The 21,059-nt window shown below is 38.4% G+C and carries 21 protein-coding genes; 19 read left to right on the top strand and 2 right to left on the bottom strand.

Features of this window, described 5'->3' with window-relative positions; genetic code table 11:
- Positions 1 to 31 precede the first annotated feature (31 nt).
- The 14 genes from queA to trxA all read left to right on the top strand — a co-directional run bounded on the left by queA (position 32) and on the right by trxA (position 15,759).
- Positions 32 to 1,066 (top strand): tRNA preQ1(34) S-adenosylmethionine ribosyltransferase-isomerase QueA, encoded by a 1,035-nt coding sequence (gene queA, locus JCM14932_RS03800; protein WP_025023704.1) that lies wholly within the window; start codon positions 32 to 34, stop codon positions 1,064 to 1,066.
- 63 nt (positions 1,067 to 1,129) lie between these two features.
- Positions 1,130 to 2,272, top strand: coding sequence for a tRNA guanosine(34) transglycosylase Tgt (gene tgt, locus JCM14932_RS03795; protein WP_025023703.1), 1,143 nt, complete (start codon positions 1,130 to 1,132; stop codon positions 2,270 to 2,272).
- A gap of 90 nt (positions 2,273 to 2,362) precedes the next feature.
- A complete protein-coding gene (gene yajC, locus JCM14932_RS03790) occupies positions 2,363 to 2,872 on the top strand; it encodes a preprotein translocase subunit YajC (protein WP_025023702.1) in 510 nt (169 codons plus the stop codon).
- Positions 2,873 to 3,486: 614 nt separating this feature from the next.
- Complete coding sequence (gene zwf / locus JCM14932_RS03785; protein ID WP_025023701.1) at positions 3,487 to 4,929, top strand: glucose-6-phosphate dehydrogenase; 1,443 nt, start codon at positions 3,487 to 3,489, stop codon at positions 4,927 to 4,929.
- Between the two features lie 18 nt (positions 4,930 to 4,947).
- Entirely contained in the window at positions 4,948 to 6,078 is a 1,131-nt protein-coding gene (gene dinB / locus JCM14932_RS03780; RefSeq protein ID WP_025023700.1) for a DNA polymerase IV, read from the top strand.
- Complete coding sequence (locus JCM14932_RS03775; protein ID WP_025023699.1) at positions 6,075 to 7,031, top strand: DHH family phosphoesterase; 957 nt, start codon at positions 6,075 to 6,077, stop codon at positions 7,029 to 7,031. The genes dinB and JCM14932_RS03775 overlap by 4 nt, the downstream gene beginning before the upstream one ends.
- Positions 7,032 to 8,372 carry a DEAD/DEAH box helicase gene (locus JCM14932_RS03770; RefSeq protein WP_025023698.1) on the top strand — a complete coding sequence of 447 codons (1,341 nt, stop codon included), beginning with the start codon at positions 7,032 to 7,034 and terminating at the stop codon, positions 8,370 to 8,372.
- Positions 8,373 to 8,608: 236 nt separating this feature from the next.
- On the top strand, positions 8,609 to 11,248 hold the full coding sequence (gene alaS / locus JCM14932_RS03765) for an alanine--tRNA ligase (protein WP_025023697.1): 2,640 nt from the start codon (positions 8,609 to 8,611) through the stop codon (positions 11,246 to 11,248).
- Positions 11,249 to 11,311: 63 nt separating this feature from the next.
- Positions 11,312 to 11,569, top strand: a complete 258-nt coding sequence (locus tag JCM14932_RS03760) for an IreB family regulatory phosphoprotein (RefSeq protein WP_025023696.1) — start codon at positions 11,312 to 11,314, stop codon at positions 11,567 to 11,569.
- Positions 11,569 to 12,003, top strand: a complete 435-nt coding sequence (gene ruvX / locus JCM14932_RS03755; protein ID WP_025023695.1) for a Holliday junction resolvase RuvX — start codon at positions 11,569 to 11,571, stop codon at positions 12,001 to 12,003. The genes JCM14932_RS03760 and ruvX overlap by 1 nt, the downstream gene beginning before the upstream one ends.
- A gap of 31 nt (positions 12,004 to 12,034) precedes the next feature.
- The gene (locus JCM14932_RS03750) at positions 12,035 to 12,343 is read left to right on the top strand and encodes a DUF1292 domain-containing protein (RefSeq protein ID WP_025023694.1); all 309 of its coding nucleotides are present in this window, start codon (positions 12,035 to 12,037) and stop codon (positions 12,341 to 12,343) included.
- 71 nt (positions 12,344 to 12,414) lie between these two features.
- A complete protein-coding gene (locus JCM14932_RS03745; RefSeq protein ID WP_025023693.1) occupies positions 12,415 to 12,948 on the top strand; it encodes a CvpA family protein in 534 nt (177 codons plus the stop codon).
- Between the two features lie 67 nt (positions 12,949 to 13,015).
- The gene (locus JCM14932_RS03740; protein ID WP_025023692.1) at positions 13,016 to 15,370 is read left to right on the top strand and encodes an endonuclease MutS2; all 2,355 of its coding nucleotides are present in this window, start codon (positions 13,016 to 13,018) and stop codon (positions 15,368 to 15,370) included.
- Between the two features lie 77 nt (positions 15,371 to 15,447).
- Complete coding sequence (trxA, locus tag JCM14932_RS03735) at positions 15,448 to 15,759, top strand: thioredoxin (protein ID WP_025023691.1); 312 nt, start codon at positions 15,448 to 15,450, stop codon at positions 15,757 to 15,759.
- 74 nt (positions 15,760 to 15,833) lie between these two features.
- Here trxA and JCM14932_RS03730 read toward each other — a convergent pair whose 3' ends face one another.
- Positions 15,834 to 16,331: a DUF2507 domain-containing protein gene (locus JCM14932_RS03730; RefSeq protein WP_025023690.1), complete on the bottom strand. Its 498-nt coding sequence runs from the start codon at positions 16,329 to 16,331 to the stop codon at positions 15,834 to 15,836.
- A 125-nt stretch (positions 16,332 to 16,456) separates the two neighbouring features.
- Between JCM14932_RS03730 and murI the strand changes: the two genes are divergently transcribed.
- The 4 genes from murI (at position 16,457) to JCM14932_RS14445 (ending at position 18,723) form a co-directional block, all read left to right on the top strand.
- Complete coding sequence (murI, locus tag JCM14932_RS16950; protein WP_025023689.1) at positions 16,457 to 17,269, top strand: glutamate racemase; 813 nt, start codon at positions 16,457 to 16,459, stop codon at positions 17,267 to 17,269.
- A complete protein-coding gene (locus tag JCM14932_RS16945) occupies positions 17,266 to 17,865 on the top strand; it encodes an XTP/dITP diphosphatase (protein ID WP_025023688.1) in 600 nt (199 codons plus the stop codon). The genes murI and JCM14932_RS16945 overlap by 4 nt, the downstream gene beginning before the upstream one ends.
- 76 nt (positions 17,866 to 17,941) lie before the next feature.
- The gene (locus JCM14932_RS03715) at positions 17,942 to 18,349 is read left to right on the top strand and encodes a DUF948 domain-containing protein (protein WP_025023687.1); all 408 of its coding nucleotides are present in this window, start codon (positions 17,942 to 17,944) and stop codon (positions 18,347 to 18,349) included.
- Between the two features lie 2 nt (positions 18,350 to 18,351).
- Positions 18,352 to 18,723 (top strand): YtxH domain-containing protein, encoded by a 372-nt coding sequence (locus JCM14932_RS14445; RefSeq protein ID WP_025023686.1) that lies wholly within the window; start codon positions 18,352 to 18,354, stop codon positions 18,721 to 18,723.
- Between the two features lie 54 nt (positions 18,724 to 18,777).
- Here the strand turns inward: JCM14932_RS14445 and JCM14932_RS03705 are convergent, their stop codons facing one another.
- Complete coding sequence (locus JCM14932_RS03705; RefSeq protein ID WP_025023685.1) at positions 18,778 to 19,878, bottom strand: M24 family metallopeptidase; 1,101 nt, start codon at positions 19,876 to 19,878, stop codon at positions 18,778 to 18,780.
- A 169-nt stretch (positions 19,879 to 20,047) separates the two neighbouring features.
- Between JCM14932_RS03705 and ccpA the strand changes: the two genes are divergently transcribed.
- Entirely contained in the window at positions 20,048 to 21,049 is a 1,002-nt protein-coding gene (gene ccpA / locus JCM14932_RS03700) for a catabolite control protein A (RefSeq protein ID WP_025023684.1), read from the top strand.
- The last annotated feature ends 10 nt before the right edge of the window (positions 21,050 to 21,059 follow it).

Here is a 21,059-nt window from a genome sequence, read left to right as displayed (position 1 = left end):
TGTAACTCGTTTACGAAAAGAGAGAGTAGAAATGACATTAACAACCGAAGATTTTGATTATAATTTACCAGAAGAACTTATTGCACAAACACCTATCAAAGATCGCGACCATTCACGTTTGTTGGTCCTAGATCATGAAACAGGCGAATACCAAGACAAGCACTTTTATGATATTTTAGATTATCTAAATCCTGGGGATGCTTTGGTTATGAACAATTCCCGTGTTTTGCCAGCTCGCCTTTACGGTACTAAGGAAGATACTGATGGTCACGAAGAAGTATTGTTATTGAACAATATTGAAGGCGACAAGTGGGAAGTTCTAATGAAGCCAGCTCGTCGTGCCAAGGTGGGAACGAAAGTTCAATTTGGTGACGGTCAGCTGGAAGCTACAGTTATGGAAGAATTAGAGCACGGTGGCAAGATCATCGAATTCCACTACGATGGTATCTTTCTAGAAATCTTGGAGAAGTTAGGTGAAATGCCTTTGCCTCCATACATCAAAGAAAAACTTGACGACCCTGATCGTTATCAAACAGTTTATGCCAAGGAAAATGGTTCAGCCGCTGCACCAACTGCCGGATTGCACTGGACTAAGGACTTACTTGAAAAGGTACAGGAGAAGGGTATTAAGCTAGTTTACTTAACACTTCATGTTGGATTAGGGACATTCAGACCGGTGACAGAATCAGATATCAGCAAGCACATTATGCATTCTGAATTCTATCGTTTGGATGAAGAATCAGCTAAGACGTTGAATGAAGTACGTAAAAATGGTGGCAAGATTGTCGCTACAGGTACAACATCTATCAGAACCTTGGAAACAATCGGTACCAAATTCAATGGTGAAATCAAAGCTGATAGCGGTTGGACAGATATTTTTATAAAACCAGGATACGAATGGAAAGTTGTTGATGAATTCATTACTAACTTCCATTTACCTAAGTCAACATTAGTTATGCTAGTGGCTGCATTTACCGGAAGAGAAAATATTTTGAATGCTTATGAACACGCCATTGACGAGAAGTATCGCTTCTTTTCATTTGGGGATGCAATGTTCATCAAGTAGAGAGTGGAGAAAAACGGGAACTCGTTTAAAGAAAAAGCATAACCAGTTCAGAGAGGGGAATACATGGAACCAGCTGTTAAATATACTTTAATCAAAAAAGAAAAGCACACTGGCGCACGTCTTGGTAAATTAGAAACACCTCACGGTACTTTCGAAACACCAATGTTTATGCCAGTTGGAACAGAGGCATCAGTCAAGAATATGGCACCTGAAGATCTAGAAAAAATCGGTGCCAGCATTATCTTGGCTAACACGTATCACCTATGGCTTCGTCCTGGTGAGGACATCGTCAAGGAAGCCGGCGGACTGCACAAGTTCATGAATTGGGACAAGGGTATCTTGACTGATTCAGGTGGCTTCCAAGTCTTTTCACTAGCTAATACACGTGATATTACTGAAGCAGGAGTTCATTTCAAGAATCACTTGAATGGACGTCGAGAATTCCTATCACCTGAAAAAGCTATTAAGATCGAGAATTACTTGGGACCAGATATCATGATGAGTTTGGACGAATGTCCACCATTCTTCGAAAGTTACGATTATATCAAGAAGTCAGTTGCTCGTACTAGCCGCTGGGCTGAACGTGGACTGGAAGCACATCGTAATCCCGATTGGCAAGCCTTGTTCGGCATTGTCCAAGGCGCGGGCTTCGAAGATCTTCGTAAGCAAAGTGCTGCGGATCTAACAAGTATGGACTTCCCCGGTTATTCAATCGGTGGGTTGTCTGTTGGTGAATCGAAGGAAGAAATGAATCATGTATTAGACTTTACAGCTCCACTATTACCTGAGAATAAACCAAGATATTTGATGGGCGTTGGTTCAACTGATGCTCTGATTGATGGTGCTATTCGTGGTATCGACATGTTCGACTGTGTTTTGCCAACCAGAATTGCCAGAAATGGTACATGTATGACAACAAAGGGCCGTTTGGTCGTTAAAAACGCTAAGTACGCACGTGACTTCCGTCCAATCGATGAAGATTGTGACTGTTATGTATGTCGTAATTACAGTCGTGCTTATATTCGTCATTTAATTAATGCTAACGAATTATTCGGAACACATTTAACTAGTTATCATAATCTTTATTATCTATTGAATCTGATGAAGGGTGTTCGCCAAGCAATCCGCGATGACAATTTATTAGAATTTAGAGAGAATGTTTTTGAAGAATATGGTCTAAATGAAGCAAATGCACGAAATTTCTAATATTATTTTTAATTAAAAGGCAATGTATGTGGTTAGACCTTTAAATTTTTGATAACATATAGGTATGTAAACTATTAAGAGGTGGAAAATTTGAATTATTTAACATTAGGCGCTGCAGCAGGTGGATCATCAACAATTTTCTTAGTATTTATCGTAATCATGTTCGTTGGTATGTACTTTATTTCTATTCGTCCACAAAAGAAGCAACAACAAAAACGTCAAGAAATGCTTAGCAATATGAGCAAAGGCGACAAAGTTGTTACATTGGGTGGTATTAAAGGAACAATCGCATCTATCGATCGTGACAACAAAGAAGTTGTTGTTGATTGTGATGGTATTTATTTAACATTTGATTTGAACTTTATCCGTAAGGCAAGTCCAAAAGACAACGTTAAAGCATCAGACAACAAGAATAAGCCAGCAGCTAAGTCAGAAGACAAAGCTGAAGACAAGTCAACTGAAGAAGCTCCTAAGTCAGGAACTAAATCAGAAGAAAAAGTTGAAGAAGCTACATCAGATAAGGCTGAAGCTAGTGATGATGTAAAGGCTGATGATACTGCTGAAAAGACAGAATCAAAAGATACAACAGAAGAAAAATAATTTTTAGAACGTTTATTTAAGATTGAAATGTAAAAGTTTCAGTCTTTTTTCTTGCCTTAAAGTGGGCTCTAAGGTTTAGTATGGTTTTGTTGAGTGTCGTTCCGCCAGGCAGATATGGGGGCTGTGGGGAACGGTCATAGCCAAAGTGCGGTCTATGACCTCGCCTTGAAGCCGGAAGTCACGTCTTCAAGGTCGTCCCATGCACTAAGCCAGCATAAATCGCTGACTAACTGCATTTTCACTGCCCTCATATCTGTCTGGCTCCACTTGGGTTATAAATATAGGTGGTACTAGGTGTGAACGAACAGCGCGTTTAGCTGGAGAGCGACAGTGAAGGAACCAGCTGTGAAAGTTTTGTTAGGTCGGAGGTTTTCCGGCCTTACAAAACGGACGAGCTTGAAGATTTGCGAAGCAAAGCTTCAAGTCGAAGTCCCAGACCGTACTTCAGGCTGGGACTGGTCCCACAGCAGGTGGAATCACTGTCACTCGTAAGCGGCATAAAAAAACAACCAGAAAACAACCAAAAAAACAAAAACTAAAAGACAATATTAAAGATGTTTAATTGTACATGTTGTAAAATATAACTAATGACGTTATCTAAAGGGGTTTGGAAAATGGCAACAGAAAAATCAGCAGTTTTTATTATATTCGGAGGTTCCGGTGACTTAGCTCACAGAAAACTCTATCCTGCATTGTATCGTCTGTACCAGGCAGGAATGTTAAAAGATCACTTCGCAGTGATCGGTACTGCACGTCGTCCATGGAGTGATGAATACTTCCGTGAAACGGTTATAACTTCACTAGAGGATTTCGACGACGATAAAGAAAAAATGACAGCATTCGCACAACATTTCTTCTATCAATCACATAATGTTAATGATTCAGAACATTACATTGCTTTGAAAGAATTGGCAGCTAAGCTTGATGACAAGTTTGACGCTGGTCATAACCGTGTCTACTACATGGCAATTGCACCAAGATTCTTTGGAACAGTGGCTGAACACATTAAGTCAGAAGGTTTGAAGACTGATGGTGGATACAACCGTCTGGTTATCGAAAAGCCATTTGGTCGTGATTTAGCAAGTGCAACTGAATTGAATGATTCACTATCAAGAGTGTTCCCAGAAGATGAAGTCTATCGTATTGATCATTATTTAGGTAAAAAGATGATTCAAGAAATCTCTAATATTCGAATGAAGAATCCAACCTTTGAAGAAGCTTTGAATAGTAAGTATGTTTCAAATATTCAAGTTACTTTGGGTGAGTCGCTTGGTGTTGAAGATCGTGGCGGTTACTACGAAACTTCAGGTGCATTGCGTGATATGGTGCAAAATCATATTATGCAAATTATCGGATCGATTGCAATGGATAAGCCGGAGGAATTAAGTGCTGAGGCTGTTCATAAAGTTAAGACTGACTTGTTTGCTAGTCTGAAGGTCCTTCAACCAGAAGAAGTTAAGACAGAATTTGTTCGTGGACAATATGACACTGATAATTTGGGTGACCAAAAAGCTTATCGTGATGAAGACAATGTTGATGAAAACTCAAATATTGAAACGTACGTTGCTGGTAGAATCGAATTCAGTGATGATCGTTGGAATGGTACACCATTCTACGTTCGCTCTGGCAAGCGGATGCCCGCTAAGTCATCAAGAATCGATATTGTTTTCAATGACAAAGTTAAAGATTTAGGGATCAAACCCAATACAACAGTTAGCTTCTTGATCGAGCCAGAAGATGGACACAGTATCTTGATCAATGGAATTGATTATCTTGAAGCAAATCAAGATTTTCTCAAGTTTCCAGAGGATAAAACATATTTCGACAATGCTCGTGAGGCCTATGAGAGTTTGATCATCGATATTCTTGCCGGTGATCATGTTCACTTCACATTGTGGGATGAGCTTCAAAGTACATGGAAGTATATTGACGCTGTAAGAGAACAATGGGATGTTGAAGAACCTGATTTCCCTAATTATCTTAGTGGAACGATGGGACCAGAAGCAGCCGATACATTACTTGAACGTGATGGTAACTCATGGGTCTGGGACGACTAGACTAGGTGGTGCTGCACTATCGGATTTTTAAAAATACCAATTAGAATTGAAGAAAATCGAAAAATCATCCATGTTGACATGGATGCTTTTTTCGCTTCTGTGGAAGAGCGAGAACATCCACAATATAAGAAGAAATGTTTGCTCGTAGCACCTGATCCGCGAAAGAATCATCATCACGGAGTTGTCACCACGGCCAACTATAATGCCAGAAAATACGGCGCGCATTCAGCCATGCCAGCACAACAAGCAATAGAGCTAATTCCTAGGGATAAGTTGGTGATCGTACCACCTAATTTTGAGTTGTATCGCAAAACTTCAGATTATATCCATAGCATCTTTGGTGAAGTAACTGGTAATTATCAGTCGGTAGCATTGGATGAAGCTTATCTTGATGTGACAGTCAACAAATTAAATGAGCCGAATACATTAAAAGTTGCCAACTATATCCAACAGAAAATTGTTCGAGAAACCCACCTGACCTGTTCAGTCGGAATCTCATATAATAAATTTTTGGCCAAGATGGCATCTGATTATCGTAAGCCGTTTGGACGCACGATAATATTGGGGCAATATGCTGAGGACTTCTTGAGGCCAATTCCGATTGAAAAGTTCAACGGCATTGGCAAAGCTATGCAAAAGAAGTTACATGATATGGATATTTATACTGGTGGGGATCTGCAGAATCTGGATCAGGATGTCTTCATTAATACCTTTGGTAAAATGGGTTATGTGATGTTTCGAAGGGTTCATGGAATCGACGACGCGCCAGTTGAAGGTCATCGCGTTCGTAAGTCCATTGGTCGTGAGAGAACGTATAATCAGAATTTGGTTTTGAACGAACAAATCGAAAAAGAATTAAAATTTCTGGCTGATCTTGTCGGTAAGGATCTAAAGAAACAGCGGCAACACGGTAAAACAGTGGTACTAAAACTACGTAATTCTGACTTTGAAACAGTTACTAAGCGCATGACTTTTCAGGATTATGTCCAGGACAAAGGTGAAATATATCGTATTGCCAAAGAGATTTATGATAAATTAGACATAAGTGATCAAAAGATCAGGCTACTTGGGATTACACTCACTAACCTTGATCCTTTGTCTTATGAAGAAGTTTCATTAAAGTTATTTACCTCGGAGGGAAATAAATGAATAGTTTTTCAGATATTATCGAAACAATTAAAAAGTATGATAAAATTGTTATCTTGCGCCATCAGAATCCAGATCCTGATGCACTTGGTTCACAAACAGGACTTGCGACAGCATTACGTCAAGCATATCCTGATAAAAAAATCTTGATCGGTGGAAAGAATGCCGAAGGACTCAAATGGCTGTCGACCATGGACGAAGTCAGTGATGACGACTATAATGGAGCCTTGGTTATTTCTGTTGATACAGCTAACACTCCACGTGTTGATGATGATCGTTTTAACAGTGGTGACTTTTTGATCAAGATCGATCATCATCCTAATGATGAACCATACGGTGATCAATTATTTGTTGATACTGATGCAAGTTCATGTTCAGAGATCATTGCTGACTTAATTGATTCGACTGAAGAATTAAGTTTGACCAAATCCGTTGCGTATTATTTATATGCTGGTATAGTAGGGGATACTGGTCGCTTCATGTATCCAGCTACAACAGAGCATACATTGAATATCGCTGCTAAGTTGGTTAGTTTAGGTATCAACTTCTCAGGTATCAATCAGAGTATGAATGAAATTACTTTGGCACAAGCTAAGTTACAGGGTGAATTGTTTAATCGCTTAGACGTTGATGAATCAGGTGCGGCATTGGCCATCATTGACTTAGATTTAATGAAGAAATTGGGTATTAACCAAGAAAAGGCTAATTCAGTAGTTTCTACACCGGGACGCTTACATGAAGTAACTTCATGGTTAGAAGCTGTTCAAAAAGACGATGGTACTTTTAGAATGCACTTGCGTTCTCAAGGACCAATTATTAATGGATTAGCTAAGGAACACGATGGCGGTGGACATCCATTGGCTAGTGGTGCAAACGCTAAGGATTTGGATGAAGTAAACCAAATGTTTAAGGAATTGATTGAGATCGTTAAAGATTTCAAATCGAAGGGTGAATAGATGACTAAATTTTCACAATATAATTTTAATGATGCGATTAATAAATCGCTCAAGGAGATAGGATTCGAGGAACCAACACCGGTTCAAGAAGCTGTAATCTCACTTATTAATAAGAAGAAAGATATTATTGTCCAATCAGAAACTGGTTCTGGTAAGACACATGCCTTCTTATTGCCAATCTTGAATGCAATCACTAAGGACCAAACAGTCCAAGCTTTGATTGCTACTCCAAGTAGAGAATTGGCTTACCAAATTTATGAGGATACTCAAGCTATCCTTAAGAATTATTCAGAAGAATACAATGCTTTTATTTATGTCGGTGGTGCTGATCGTGACCGTCAAAAGAGAAAGCTTGATGCACACCAACCTCAAATCGCTATCGGAACTCCTGGTAGATTGTGGGATATGATTCGTGAGAACGACTTACACGTTGATGATGTTCAACGTTTTGTTGTCGATGAAGCGGATATGACTTTAGATATGGGATTCTTAGATGATATCGACCATATTGCTAGCAAGATGCCTGAGAACCACGAAATGATGGTATTCTCAGCTACTATTCCACAACGTCTAGAACCTTTCTTGAAGAAGTATATGAAGGGTCCACAACGTGTTGAACTTAAGAATTCTAGTATTATCGCTAAGAATGTTGATAACTGGTTAATGTTCGCTCACGGACGTGATAAGAAAGAAATGATCTATCAACTCATGACTTTGGGATCACCATACTTGGCACTTATTTTTGCCAATACTAAGAAGTCAGTTGATGAGATCTATAACTACTTAAAGTCTAAAGGCCTGAAGGTAGCTAGAATTCACGGTGGGTTGAGTCCTCGTGAAAGAAAACGTGTTATGAAACAAGTTGAGAACATGGAATATCAATTCGTTGTTGCTACAGATTTGGCTGCTCGTGGAATTGATATCAATGGTGTATCACATGTTATCAATGCTGAAATCCCTGATGACCTGGACTTCTTCATTCACCGTGTTGGTAGAACTGGCCGTAATAAGATGTCTGGTATTGCCATCACATTGTATAATCCTGGAGAAGAGAACAAGATTGCTGAATTGGAACACATGGGAATCAAGTTCTCACCAAAGGATCTGAAGAATGGTGAAATCGTTGAAGCTTATGATAGGGATCGTCGTACTCAACGTCATGCTACACATGAAAAACTTGAGCCAAAATTGGTCGGATTCGTTAAGAAGCAAAAGACTAAGAAAAAGCCTGGTTATAAGAAGAGAATTAGACAAGCTATTTCAACTGACAAACGTCAAAAAACCCGTATTAAGAATCGTCAAGCTATGAAGGCGCAAAGAGATAAGCGTCGTGGAAGTTAGTAGTTGACTTTTTTTCCATCGGTAGTTAATATTTTCATTGGATATATCTAACTGTCAACCCTATCAGAGAGGGCTAATTGGTGTGAACGCCTAGGTTGTTGTTCGTTAGATGCTGCCAATTAAAATGTAAATAATAATTGTTGAGAGGCTAACGAAAATCGTTGCAAACAAGGTGGTACCGCGCAGTAGCGTCCTTGGATATGCAACGGTTTTCTCTTTTTTTAAGGGGAGTAAAAATGAAAAATTTATCAAGTGCTGAAATCAGAAAGATGTTTTTGGACTTCTTTCAAACAAAGGGTCACACAATTGAACCCAGTGCATCACTAGTACCAGTCAACGATCCAACGTTGTTATGGGTCAACTCAGGTGTTGCTACATTGAAGAAGTATTTTGACGGTACAGTGATTCCTAAGAATCCACGTATCACTAATGCTCAAAAGTGTATTCGTACAAATGATATTGAAAATGTCGGAAAAACTGCCCGTCACCAAACATTCTTTGAAATGCTTGGTAACTTTTCTGTTGGTGATTACTTCAAGAAAGAAGTTATTCCTTGGGCTTTTGAATTCTTAACAAGTCCTGAATGGTTAGATATGGACAAAAATTTACTATATGTAACTACTTATCCTAAGGATACCGAAACTCAAAAACTTTGGGCAGAAGTAGGTATTGCTCAAGACCATATTTTGAAAATTGAAGATAACTTCTGGGATATCGGTGAAGGCCCTTGTGGTCCCGATTCAGAGATCTTTTATGATCGTGGTCAAAGCTTCAACAACTTGGCTGAAGATGATCCAGAGAACTATCCTGGTGGTGAGAACGAAAGATATCTTGAAGTTTGGAACATCGTTTTCTCAGAACTCAATCATTTGCCAAGTGGCAAGTATGTTGAACAACCACATAAGAACATTGATACGGGTATGGGACTAGAACGTCTGGTTTCCATTCTTCAAGGTACAAAGACTAATTTTGAAACTGACTTATTCAAGCCAATTATCGATCACGTTGAATCATTAAGTGATGGACGCAAGTATGATGCCAATAAGGAAGACGATATCTCATTCAAGATTATCGCTGACCATGCTAGAACTGTTTCCTTCGCTGTTGGTGATGGTGCATTACCTTCAAATGAAGGTCGTGGCTATGTTATCAGACGTTTGATCAGACGGGCGGTTCTTAATGGTAAGAAGTTAGGTATCAATGGACCATTCTTGTACAAATTAGTTCCAATCGTTGGTCAAATCATGGAGAGCTACTATCCAGAAGTTAGCCAACAAAAAGAATTTATTGCTAAAACAATTGAACTAGAAGAGAAGCGTTTTTCTGAAACACTTAATGATGGATTATCATTATTGAATGGTATAATTGATTCTCTTCATAAAAATAATAAAAAAATTATTGATGGCGCTGACGCTTTCAAGCTTTATGATACTTACGGATTCCCATTGGAAATGACTCGCGAGTACGCACATGATGAAGGTCTTGACGTTGATGAAGATGGCTTCAAGAAGAACATGGAAGAACAAAAGCAACGTGCTCGTTCTGCCCGTGGAAACTTACAATCAATGGGTATGCAAGATGAAACTTTGATGGAAATCAAGACGCCTAGTGAGTTCGTTGGTTATGATAACAATGAGATCAAGGCTACACTGAAGGATATTATTGTAAGTGATTCTGAAGTGGAATCTGTGGACGTTGGCCAAGCTCAATTGATCTTTGACAAGACGCCATTTTATGCTGAAATGGGTGGACAAGTTGCTGATATCGGTGGTATCTATGATATGAGTGGTAATCAAGTAGCTGAAGTTACCGATGTTCAACATGCACCAAATGGTCAAAATATTCATGTCGTTACTGTTTCAAGTACTTTGAACAAGAATGACGAATACGAACTTAAGATCGATGGAGATTTCCGTGAAAAAGTTCGTCACAACCACACAGCAACTCACTTGTTAGATCAAGCCTTGCGTGAAGTCGTTGGCGAAAGAACTCACCAAGCTGGTTCATTAGTTGAACCAGGTTATCTAAGATTTGATTTTAATAGTAACCAAGCCTTAACAGATGAACAGATCAGTCATCTTGAGAAGATCGTTAATGAGAAGATTTGGGATGCTATTCCCGTTAAGACAGAAGTATTACCTATTGAAGAAGCTAAAAAGAAAAAGGGTGCAATCGCCATGTTCAGTGAAAAATATGGTGACATTGTTCGTGTTGTTGAGATTGATGATTACTCAACTGAGTTCTGTGGTGGTACTCACGCCCGCAATACTTCTGAATTAGGATTATTCAAAATTACTTCAGAGTCAGCTATTGGCTCGGGTATTCGAAGAGTAGAAGCTGTAACTGGTGAGGAAGCATTCGAATACTTAAGTAATCAATTACAATTGTTACAAGAAACAGCCAGAAATATGAAAGTCAACCAATTGAAGGATGTGCCAGCCCGTGCTGCGCAATTGGTTGAAGATAACAAAGCCTTGAATCGTGATAACCAAAACTTGAAGGTAAAACTTACAAGTCAAAAATCAGCTGAAGTCTTCGACAAGATTGAAGAAATCAATGATTTTAAGGTTATCGCTAATGCGATTCCAGCTGATATGGCAACATTAAGACAAATGGCCGACAAGTGGAAGAATGATCAATCTTCTGACATCTTGGTATTAGGCGGTAGTGCTGATAAAAAGGCCAGTCTTGTTGTAGCTGTCAGCAAGGATGCTCAAGCTCGCGGTGTCAAAGCTGGAGATGTGATCAAGAAGATTGCAAAAGAAATTCAAGGTGGCGGCGGTGGTCGTCCGGATATGGCCCAAGCCGGTGGTAAAAATCCCGCTGGTCTTACAAATGCGTTACAATTAGCCAAAGATGTTATTAAATCTTATTAAAGTGGGCTATAATTGTAATGAATCTTTCTGGTCACTTAAATTTTTGCTATATGGAGGTTTGCCATGAGTTCACTTGATAAAACAATGAGTTTTGATTTTAATGAAAACAAAGGCAAGGACGTCAAAGAAACATTGCAAAGTGTTTACCAATCGCTAGAAGAAAAGGGCTATAATCCAATTAACCAAATTGTTGGATACCTATTATCTGGTGATCCTGCCTACATTCCACGTCATAACGACGCTAGAAACTTGATTCTAAAACACGAACGAGATGAGATAATCGAAGAATTAGTTAAGAGTTATCTCAACGAAGGCAAATAATGCGCTTATTAGGATTAGACGTTGGCTCCAGAACCGTTGGTGTGTCTGTAAGTGACTTATTGGGATGGACTGCTCAAGGTGTCGAGATCATTCGAATCAATGAGGATAAAGAAGAATTTGGTTTGGATAGATTAGGTGAGATCATTAAGGAAAAGCAAGCAACAGGGGTTGTTTTGGGATTACCTAAGAATATGAATAACACTGAAGGACCAAGAGCTGAGAAGTCCCGTGAATATGGACAAATGGTAGTAGATAGATTTAACCTGCCAGTTGATTTTATTGACGAGAGATTAACAACAGTCCAAGCGGAACGTATGCTAGTTGACGAAGCAAATGTTTCGCGCAGTAAAAGAAAAAAAGTTATCGATAAAATTGCGGCTGAGATGATTCTACAAAATTACCTCGATGCAAAAGGTAAATTAACGAAAGAATAATGAGTTTAATGACTCGTTTGAGGTGATATTTATGAATGAAAATCCAGAATCACCAAAAGATTTGGATGAAGTTACACTAAGTGATGATCAAGGTAATGCGGAAACATATAAGATTCTATTTACCTTTGATTCAGAGGATTATGGTAAGTCTTATGTCTTTCTATATCCCAAAGCAGATGAAGATTCTGATGAAGTAGAACTTCAAGCTTATTCATTTGAACCAGATGAAAACGGTGATGTTACTGCCGGAGACCTTCTACCAATTGAAGACCCAGAGGAATGGGACATGGTTCAAGAAGTTTTGAATACTTTTACGTCAGATGACGGTCAAGATCAATAGTTTATCAGAAACCATGGATCGATTTATTTATTGATCCATGGTTTTTGGAACTTTTTATTTAAGGGGATATAATGCTGAGTCTGTTACTAATTTTATTTTTAGTCTATGGTTTTTACGTTGGTGCCCGACGTGGACTAGTTATGCAAGCATTTTTTACAGTTGGATTTGCGATTTTCTTTGGGATCGCTTTGTTGTCCTTCAGAGCATTAGGACCAAAATTTGAAATGATTGTTCCTTATCCTTCTGCTAGTTTGGGGAGTGAATTTGCTTTCTTCTCAACTAAAGTAGGTCTGGAATTGGATGATGCATTTTATCGTGCCTTTGCTTTTATCTTTGTGTGCTTTATTGGATGGATCATCGTACGTTTTGTCGGACTTTACTTTAAGCGTCTGACATACTATCCAATGTTTAATGATATTAACCTATTGAGTGGTGGAATTTTGGGGCTGCTCGTTACTTATGTAGCGGTCTTTATGATTCTTTTGACACTTGCAATGATTCCCGTTAGCGGAATTCAAAACGCTTTGCAACACTCATTTGTTGCTTCAACGATGATTAGAAGTACGCCAGTTTTAACATCAGTGTTAACTGATTTATGGATATAAAATTTAATAATTGGGCTGAAACAATTTATTTTGTTTCAGCCTTCTTTTATAGGTATAGGGAGTAGATATGAATAATAAAGCTTTAAATGTGCTAGAGTTTGACAAAATCAAAGCTGAAATTGGCAAATTCTTGATCACATCACGTGGAAACACCCTTCTCAAAAAGCTTATGCCCATGTCTGTTGAGTCGATCGTTCAACGTTTGATCGATCAAACAAAAGATGGAATGGATATTGTTCGTTTTAAAGGGGAAATTCCAGTTAGAAAATTAGCTGATCTGCATGATCAAGCTAATCGTTTAAAGAAAGATGGTAATCTTAACGGAACTGAATTGGCAGCTATTGGTGAGGTTCTTAAGAATACTAGTGAACTAAAAGAATTCTTTGAAAAACTAAAAGATGATCAAATCGACTTACGCCAGTTATATGACTTAAATGAAAAATTGATCGATAATCCAGGTTTGACAACGCGTATCACCAAATCAGTCGATGATACAGGTCGAGTATTGGATACTGCTTCGGATGATTTGAAGTATATTCGTGAACAAATCAGTCGTCTGAATAGTGACATAAGAAGTTCAATGGAACGTTACACTCGTGGTAAGAATACTAAGTATTTGACGGAGTCAATCGTTACTTTGCGTGATGACAGATTCGTTGTACCAGTTAAAACGGAATACCGTGCCAAATTTGGCGGTGTGGTACACGATCAGAGTGCCAGTGGACAAACTCTTTATATTGAGCCAGAAGCCGTTGTAGGGCTTAATAATCGATTACACGATTCACAGACATCAGAGAAACTTGAAGAAATCAGAATCTTAAATCAATTATCTGATTTAGTTCGTCCGGAGATCGATGACATTGTTAAGAATAATGAAGTTTTGGGCGAATTTGATTTGATCAATGCCAAAGCTAAATATGCCAATGAAATCAAGGGAACTGAACCATTGATCTCAGATGATCACGTTGTGGATCTAAAAGATGCCAAACATCCACTGATCGATCCAGATCGTGTTATTGCCAACGACATTAAGATTGGTGATGATTACAAGACGATGCTGATCACAGGTCCTAATACTGGTGGTAAAACTATCACCATGAAGACCTTAGGTTTGATCCAAGCAATGGCTCAAGCAGGGTTATTCATCCCTGCTCATGAAGAGAGTCAAGTGGCAGTTTTTGATGAAATTTTCGTTGATATTGGTGATGAACAGTCAATCGAACAAAACCTAAGTACATTCTCATCTCATATGGATAATATTATTAATATTATGCATAAGGTTTCAGAACGTAGCCTTGTCTTGATCGATGAATTGGGTGCTGGTACTGATCCTCAAGAAGGTGCAGCTATTGCTATCGCCATTTTGGAGAAATTATCGAAGTCTGATTGCGTGATCATGGCGACGACTCACTATCCTGAATTGAAAGTTTATGCTTACAATACAACTGATACGATCAATGCCTCCATGGAATTCGATGAGAAGTCATTGAAGCCAACTTACCGTTTGATGATCGGTATTCCGGGATCAAGTAATGCCTTTAATATTGCGGCTAGATTGGGTATGGATCGAGAAGTTGTTGATCGTGGACAAAGTTTGATGAGTGGTGAAAGCCAAGATTTGAACAATATGATCAAGGATCTTGAAAATCGTCGTAAAGAGTTTGAAAAGAAAAATGAAGATTTGAATGCTCAACTTACTCACAATAAAGAAATTGAAGATGATTATGAGAAGAAGCGTACTGAATTAGACAACTCTAAGGAATCTGAAATTCAAGCTGCCAAAGTGCGTGCTAATCAAATCGTTTCTAAATCGCGTAAAGAATCCGATAAGATTATTGATCGTCTGCGTAAGTTGGAACAAGCTGGTGTAGCGGTTAAGGAAGATCAGATTATTTCTGCCAAGACCGGCTTGAAGAACCTTCATCAAGATGAAGCGGTTAAGAAGAATAAAGTTCTTAGACGTAATAAGCGCAAACAACAACTCAAAGTCGGTGACGAAGTTAAGGCTTTGACATATGGTCAAATTGGTACGATCGTCCGTAAGGATAAGAACAATCAATACGAAGTTCAATTAGGTATCTTGAAGATGAAGTTCTCAGAAGATGACTTGGAGAAGACAGATGCTAAGCCAGAAGAATCTGAGAAGAAACCAACAATGGTTAGAAGAACTAAGAGTTCAGGTTTATCAAGTAAGTTAGACTTACGTGGTAAGAGATATGAAGAGGCAATGACTGAGCTTGATCAATATATTGATTCGGCATTATTGGCTGGATATAATCAAGTTACGATCGTTCATGGCTTCGGTACTGGTGTAATCAGAAAAGGTGTTACTAAGTACTTACAGCGCAATCCACGTGTGAAGTCATTTGGATATGCACCAGCCAGTTCCGGTGGTTCTGGCGCAACGATCGTTGATTTGTAATCTCGAAACAAAATGTTTCCCAGAAAAGTAGCGAAGTGTTAATATTTTATGGACAGAGTATAAAGAGGAGTGATCTTATGGTTGATGAACTAACAGATAAGGATTTTACAGAGGAAACAAAAGACGGCGTTGTAATTACAGACTTTTGGGCAACATGGTGTGGTCCATGTCGTATGCAATCACCAGTTATTGAACAATTGTCAGAGGAAAATGACGCAGTTAAGTTTACAAAGATGGATGTCGATGCTAACCCTAAGACTCCAGAATCATTCGGAATTATGGCTATCCCAACACTAGTTATCAAAAAAGATGGCGAAGTGGTTGAGAAGTTGACAGGTTTCCACAGCAAGGCTCAACTTGCTAAGATTCTTGATGGTTACACTGACTAATTCGTTAATTAAATAAGTTGCACAAAAAAAGATGCTTAGGCGGTTTTGCCTAAGCATCTTTTTTGTTGTAAACTTTAGTTTCGATCAATTTGAACTTTAATTGAAACACTCTTTGCTTTGCTGTTGACGGTGTATGTACCCAAACAGAAAGCCTCAATAGTTTTTTCGACAGTTTCAGTAATTATTCCGGTTTCGAGCGAGAATTCTGGATTGTCGTTGTTAAGATTAAAACGTTGTTCTACTTCAGGACCAGTCAAAGTATATTGATAACTGTTTTTGGTTTGCTTAGTGATTTCTAGCTTACCTAAACCAGCTTTGGAAAATAATTCCGGTAGACTAGACATATCAAGAATCAATTGTCTACTCAGATTTTTCCCAGCCCAGTATAGTAGTTCCACAGTATCTTTGTCCAACAGATCGGGGAGAACGAAATCACGGAGTACTGAAACTGCAAAATAACTTTCAGTTAACTCATCTACGCTTTCACCGTTTTTGCCAGGTTTTAAAACGTCAGGGATGTCAGTTAACTCTTCTTCAGTATTTTTTGAAGCATCTTTAGATTTTGCGGCCATTATTTTTACTCCTTTTTCTAGACAATTTATTATATCATTAGACTATTAGGTTTTTAAGCTATTGTATAACACCAAGCATAAGAATTTTAATTAATCACAGAAATAAAAAAATTAGAAGGTGCATTATGAGTGATAAAAGACCAATCGGTTTATTGGATTCAGGATTAGGCGGTTTGACTGTCACCAAAGAAGTCATCAAGCAAATGCCTGATGAAGATGTTGTATTCATCGGGGATGAAGCCAGAATGCCATACGGTACTAAGACTAAAGAACAAATTACTGACTATACACGTGACTTGGTGAAATATCTTATCTCACAAGATGTCAAAGTTATCATTTATGCCTGCAATACTGCCACGGCCAACGCATTACCAACATTAAAGAATGAATTCTCGATTCCGATGTTTGGAGTTATTCAACCAGGTGCAGTTGCAGCAAGTTTAAGCACTAAGACCAAGCACGTTGGAGTAATTGGTACAGAGGCTACCATTAAGTCCAAAAGCTATAGCAAGGCGATTGCTGCGGTTGATCCGACAATTGATGTGTTGGATGTTGCCGCACAAAAATTTGTTTCTTTTGTTGAGAATGATGCTGCAGATTCAGACGTGGCCAAGAAGAATATTGCTGAAACATTAAGTCCATATAAGGATCCTAAGTTTGATACTTTGGTATTGGGGTGTACTCATTTTCCAATGCTAAAGCCACAGATTCGTGAGGTTCTGGGTGACGAGATCAAGCTGATCGATTCAGGTGTAGAGACTGTTTCATATGTTAAAGATTATCTTGAAACTAATCATCTGCTGACTGATGATACTAAGGATCGCAGCATTAAATTACATGCGACTGGTGGTATCAAAGAGTTTGAACGTTTGGCTAAAGAATGGTTACAAACAAATGTTGATGAGATCAGTCTAGTTGATGTAGGAGATAACAAATGAAAGAAATAATTATTGCTACCAAGAATCCTAATAAAGCCAAAGAATTCAAAAGAATCTTTGATGAGTCAGAGATTGAATTAAAAACACTTTTAGATTTCCCAGACTTTCCTGATGTTAGAGAGACTGGTTCGACTTTTGAGGAAAATGCTAAATTAAAAGCACATGCAGTTATGCAAAAGTTTAATTTGCCAACGATCGCTGATGATTCAGGATTGCAAGTCGATGCGTTATTTGGTCAACCGGGAATCTACTCAGCACGTTATGCAGGCGACCACAATGATGCCGCTAATAATGCCAAGTTGTTGTCTGAATTAGGCGGCATGCCAATGGAGAAGCGGACAGCTAGATTTGTTACGACACTTGTTTTCTCTAATCCTAAGAATGACGATGATCTGATTGTTGAAGGTGAAGTCAAAGGATTGATTGCTACTTTGCCAGAAGGTGATGATGGTTTCGGATATGATCCGTTGTTCTATGTACCAGAAATGGACAAGACTATGGGACAGATGTCGATGGATGAGAAGAACAAGATCAGTCATCGTGGCCGTGCCATTAGAAAACTAGAAGACGAGTGGCAAAGTTGGATTAATTGGTAATTAATTGCTGTAAAATTGTTATAATGCTAGTATAAAGTACGAGAATTAAAGAGAGCGTATACAGGAGGATTACATTATGACATTGGGACAAATTGCAGGACTTATAGCTGCTTTGGCTTTTGTAGCTTTGGTAGTATATTTAGCCAAAACTCTTATTTCAACAGCTAGGTTATTGAATGAGTTACAAGATACTATCAAGGAAACAACTAAGATGGTTGAAGTTCTTTCTAAGAATACTGATGACATCATGCAACAAACTAATCAATTAGTTGATAAGACTAATACATTAATGGACGATGTTAACAGTAAATCAAGTAAGTTGAACCCATTATTTGATACTGTTGAAAACTTGGGTAAGAAGTCAGCTAATGCTACTGCTGAGAAACCTAGTTCAGGTTTTGGTTTACAAAATATTTTGACAATCGGAAATGCGGCAACATTCGTTAAGGCAGTTGCTAAATTTATGCCAAGAAAGAAGAGATAATTATGAAGAATAATCAATTTTTACTTGGAATAGTTTTGGGGAGTGCAGCAGGATATGCTGCCTCAAAGTATTTAACTAGTGAATCTGGCCAAGCTGCACTAGAAAATATTAAAACCATTCGCGGTGATTTTAATAATGGCGGTGTTGGTTTTGCCGGTAACAATGATTTGGTCAATAATTTTAACGAAAAAACTGATGCTCTAAAGGAACAGATGTTAGCTACTGCTGATAAGATTCGTGAAGATGAAGATGCTTCAAATATTGTCTTCGACGAAGGTGATTTGGAGTCACAAGCTACTAAGCCAACAGATGATCCTGATACAGATGTAACTAGTGGTGCATCTGAAAACTTCGATAATGATTCAGATAAATAAATTTTGATAAACAAAAATCCATCCGACATAGTCAGATGGATTTTTTTGTACTTGTTAATCGATATACTTGAGTTCCTTTGATGTGTGAGTGAATGGTTCGCAGCCATCTTCTGTGATATAAACACAGTCTTCAATTCTAACACCTGCAACGTGTGGAATATAGATTCCTGGTTCAATTGAGAAGCACATGCCTGGTTTGAGGACCATGTTGTTGCCTTCCATGATTGATGGGAATTCATGCTCTGAAGTACCCATACCATGTCCAAGTCTGTGAATGAAGTATTCACCGTATCCTGCCTTAGTAATAATATCACGAGCAACTTTGTCTAATTCAGCAGCAGTAATACCGGGCTTGGCAGCATCCATAGCGGCTAAGTTAGCTTCGAGGTCTACCTTGTATATATCTAATGACTTTTCATCTGGTTTGCCGAAGGCTACGGTTCTAGAGGCATCACTGATATAACCATCATGAATCGTACCTAGATCGAATAGAACCAGCTCATTAGGTACGAGCGCGTTCTTCTCAGGACCACCATGTGGGTTGGCGGCATTAGCACCAGCTTGAACAATTGTGTCAAAGCTCATGTGCATGACACCCTTCTTCATCATGGCATATTCTATTTCAGCAACGATTTCTTGCTCTGTACGGCCTTCTTTGATGGCATTGAAGGCAACTTCAAAGGCGTAGTCAGCTTCAGCACCAGCGGCCTTTAATTTTTCGATTTCTTCATCAGTCTTAATTAACTTAGCGTTTTCCATATAGCGTGAAAGATTACCAGGGAAGACGGCATCTGGAAATTGACTCTTGATTGATTCCAGTTTGTCGACGGATAGGTCGTCTTTTTCTATTGACCATTTAGCAGGTGTGCCAGCGGCATCTTTGATGTGGCCAGCCATGAGTTCAAATGGATTCTCATGATCCAAGTAGCCGAAAACATCCTTATCCCAGCCAGCTTTTTTAGCAGCTTCAACTTCTAGTTGAGGGGCGAAGATAAATGGATCTTTATCAGGGAAAACTAAAAGTGCCAAAATTCTTTCTTCCGGTTCGCTGTAAAATCCAGTAAAATAGTTTATGTCTGTTGGATTTGACACATACGCAGCGTCGTAACCATTTTGAGATAAGTAATTCTGTAATTCAGTTAGTTGCTTCTTCATGAAAAAACACTCCTTTATAATTTTGTATAAGTATATCACTGAAAATGATTTTCTTTTTGAAAAAATATGAAAACTTACAACGATAATATGGAAACCGCTTGCAAAATGTGAAAACTTTTGATAAATTAGAGTTATCTAAATGGAAATTTGTTTGAGAGAGTGGATATTAATGGAAAAAAAAGTAGTAACAATATATGATGTAGCCGAGGCCGCTAATGTTTCCATGGCGACAATATCTCGTGTTGTTAACGGAAACGCAAATGTAAAAGAAGAAACAAGAAAGAGAGTTCTTGAAGTTATTGATCGTTTGAACTATCGTCCAAATGCCGTAGCTCGTGGTCTTGCTAGCAAGAAGAGTACAACAATCGGTGTTATTTTACCCGACATCACTGATTTGTACTATGCTTCCCTTGCTAAGGGTATTGATGATGTTGCTTCAATGTACAAGTACAATATTATTTTGACAAGTTTGCAAGAATCAGTTGGTGATGAGGAACAAATCTTGAATAACTTGCTTTCAAAACAAGTTGACGGTTTGATTTACATGGGTAAGCAATTATCAAAGAAGTTGAAACGTAACTTGTCTAATTCTAAGACACCGATTGTTTTGGCAGGATCAGTTGATAAGAACAACGAAACAGCTAGTGTAAACATCGATTTTGCAGATGCTGTCTACAGTGTTGTAAATCAATTAGTGCAAAATGGTCACAAGAAGATCGCCTTTGTTGGTGGTAGTCTTGAGAATCCTATTGATGGTAAGTTCCGTCTTGACGGATATAAGAAGGCATTGAAGAAGGCTCACATTAACTTCTCATCAAACTTAGTATTTGAAGCTGAATATTCAGTTAGAGCTGGAGAAGCAATTTGGGATGCTGTTAAGAATAGTGGTGCTACTGCTGCTTATGTAACAGAAGATTTGTTGGCTTCAGGATTATTGAATTCAGCAATTAAGTCTGGAGTTAAGATTCCAGAAGACTTCGAATTAATTACAAGTAACGATACGATTCTTTGTGAGGTAACTCGTCCTAAGATGAGTTCAATCGAAGAGCCACTTTATGATATCGGTGCTGTTGCCATGCGTCTATTGACTAAGATGATGAATCAAGAATCAATTGACGACAATACAATCAAATTACCATATTCAATCGTAAAACGTGAATCAACAAAATAATTCATGAGAT

The sequence above is a fragment of the Companilactobacillus nodensis DSM 19682 = JCM 14932 = NBRC 107160 genome (assembly GCF_000615905.1).
Taxonomy (GTDB): domain Bacteria; phylum Bacillota; class Bacilli; order Lactobacillales; family Lactobacillaceae; genus Companilactobacillus; species Companilactobacillus nodensis.
The sequence above is the reverse complement of the archived record's forward strand: the minus strand, read 5'-3'. Positions and strand labels throughout refer to the sequence as shown.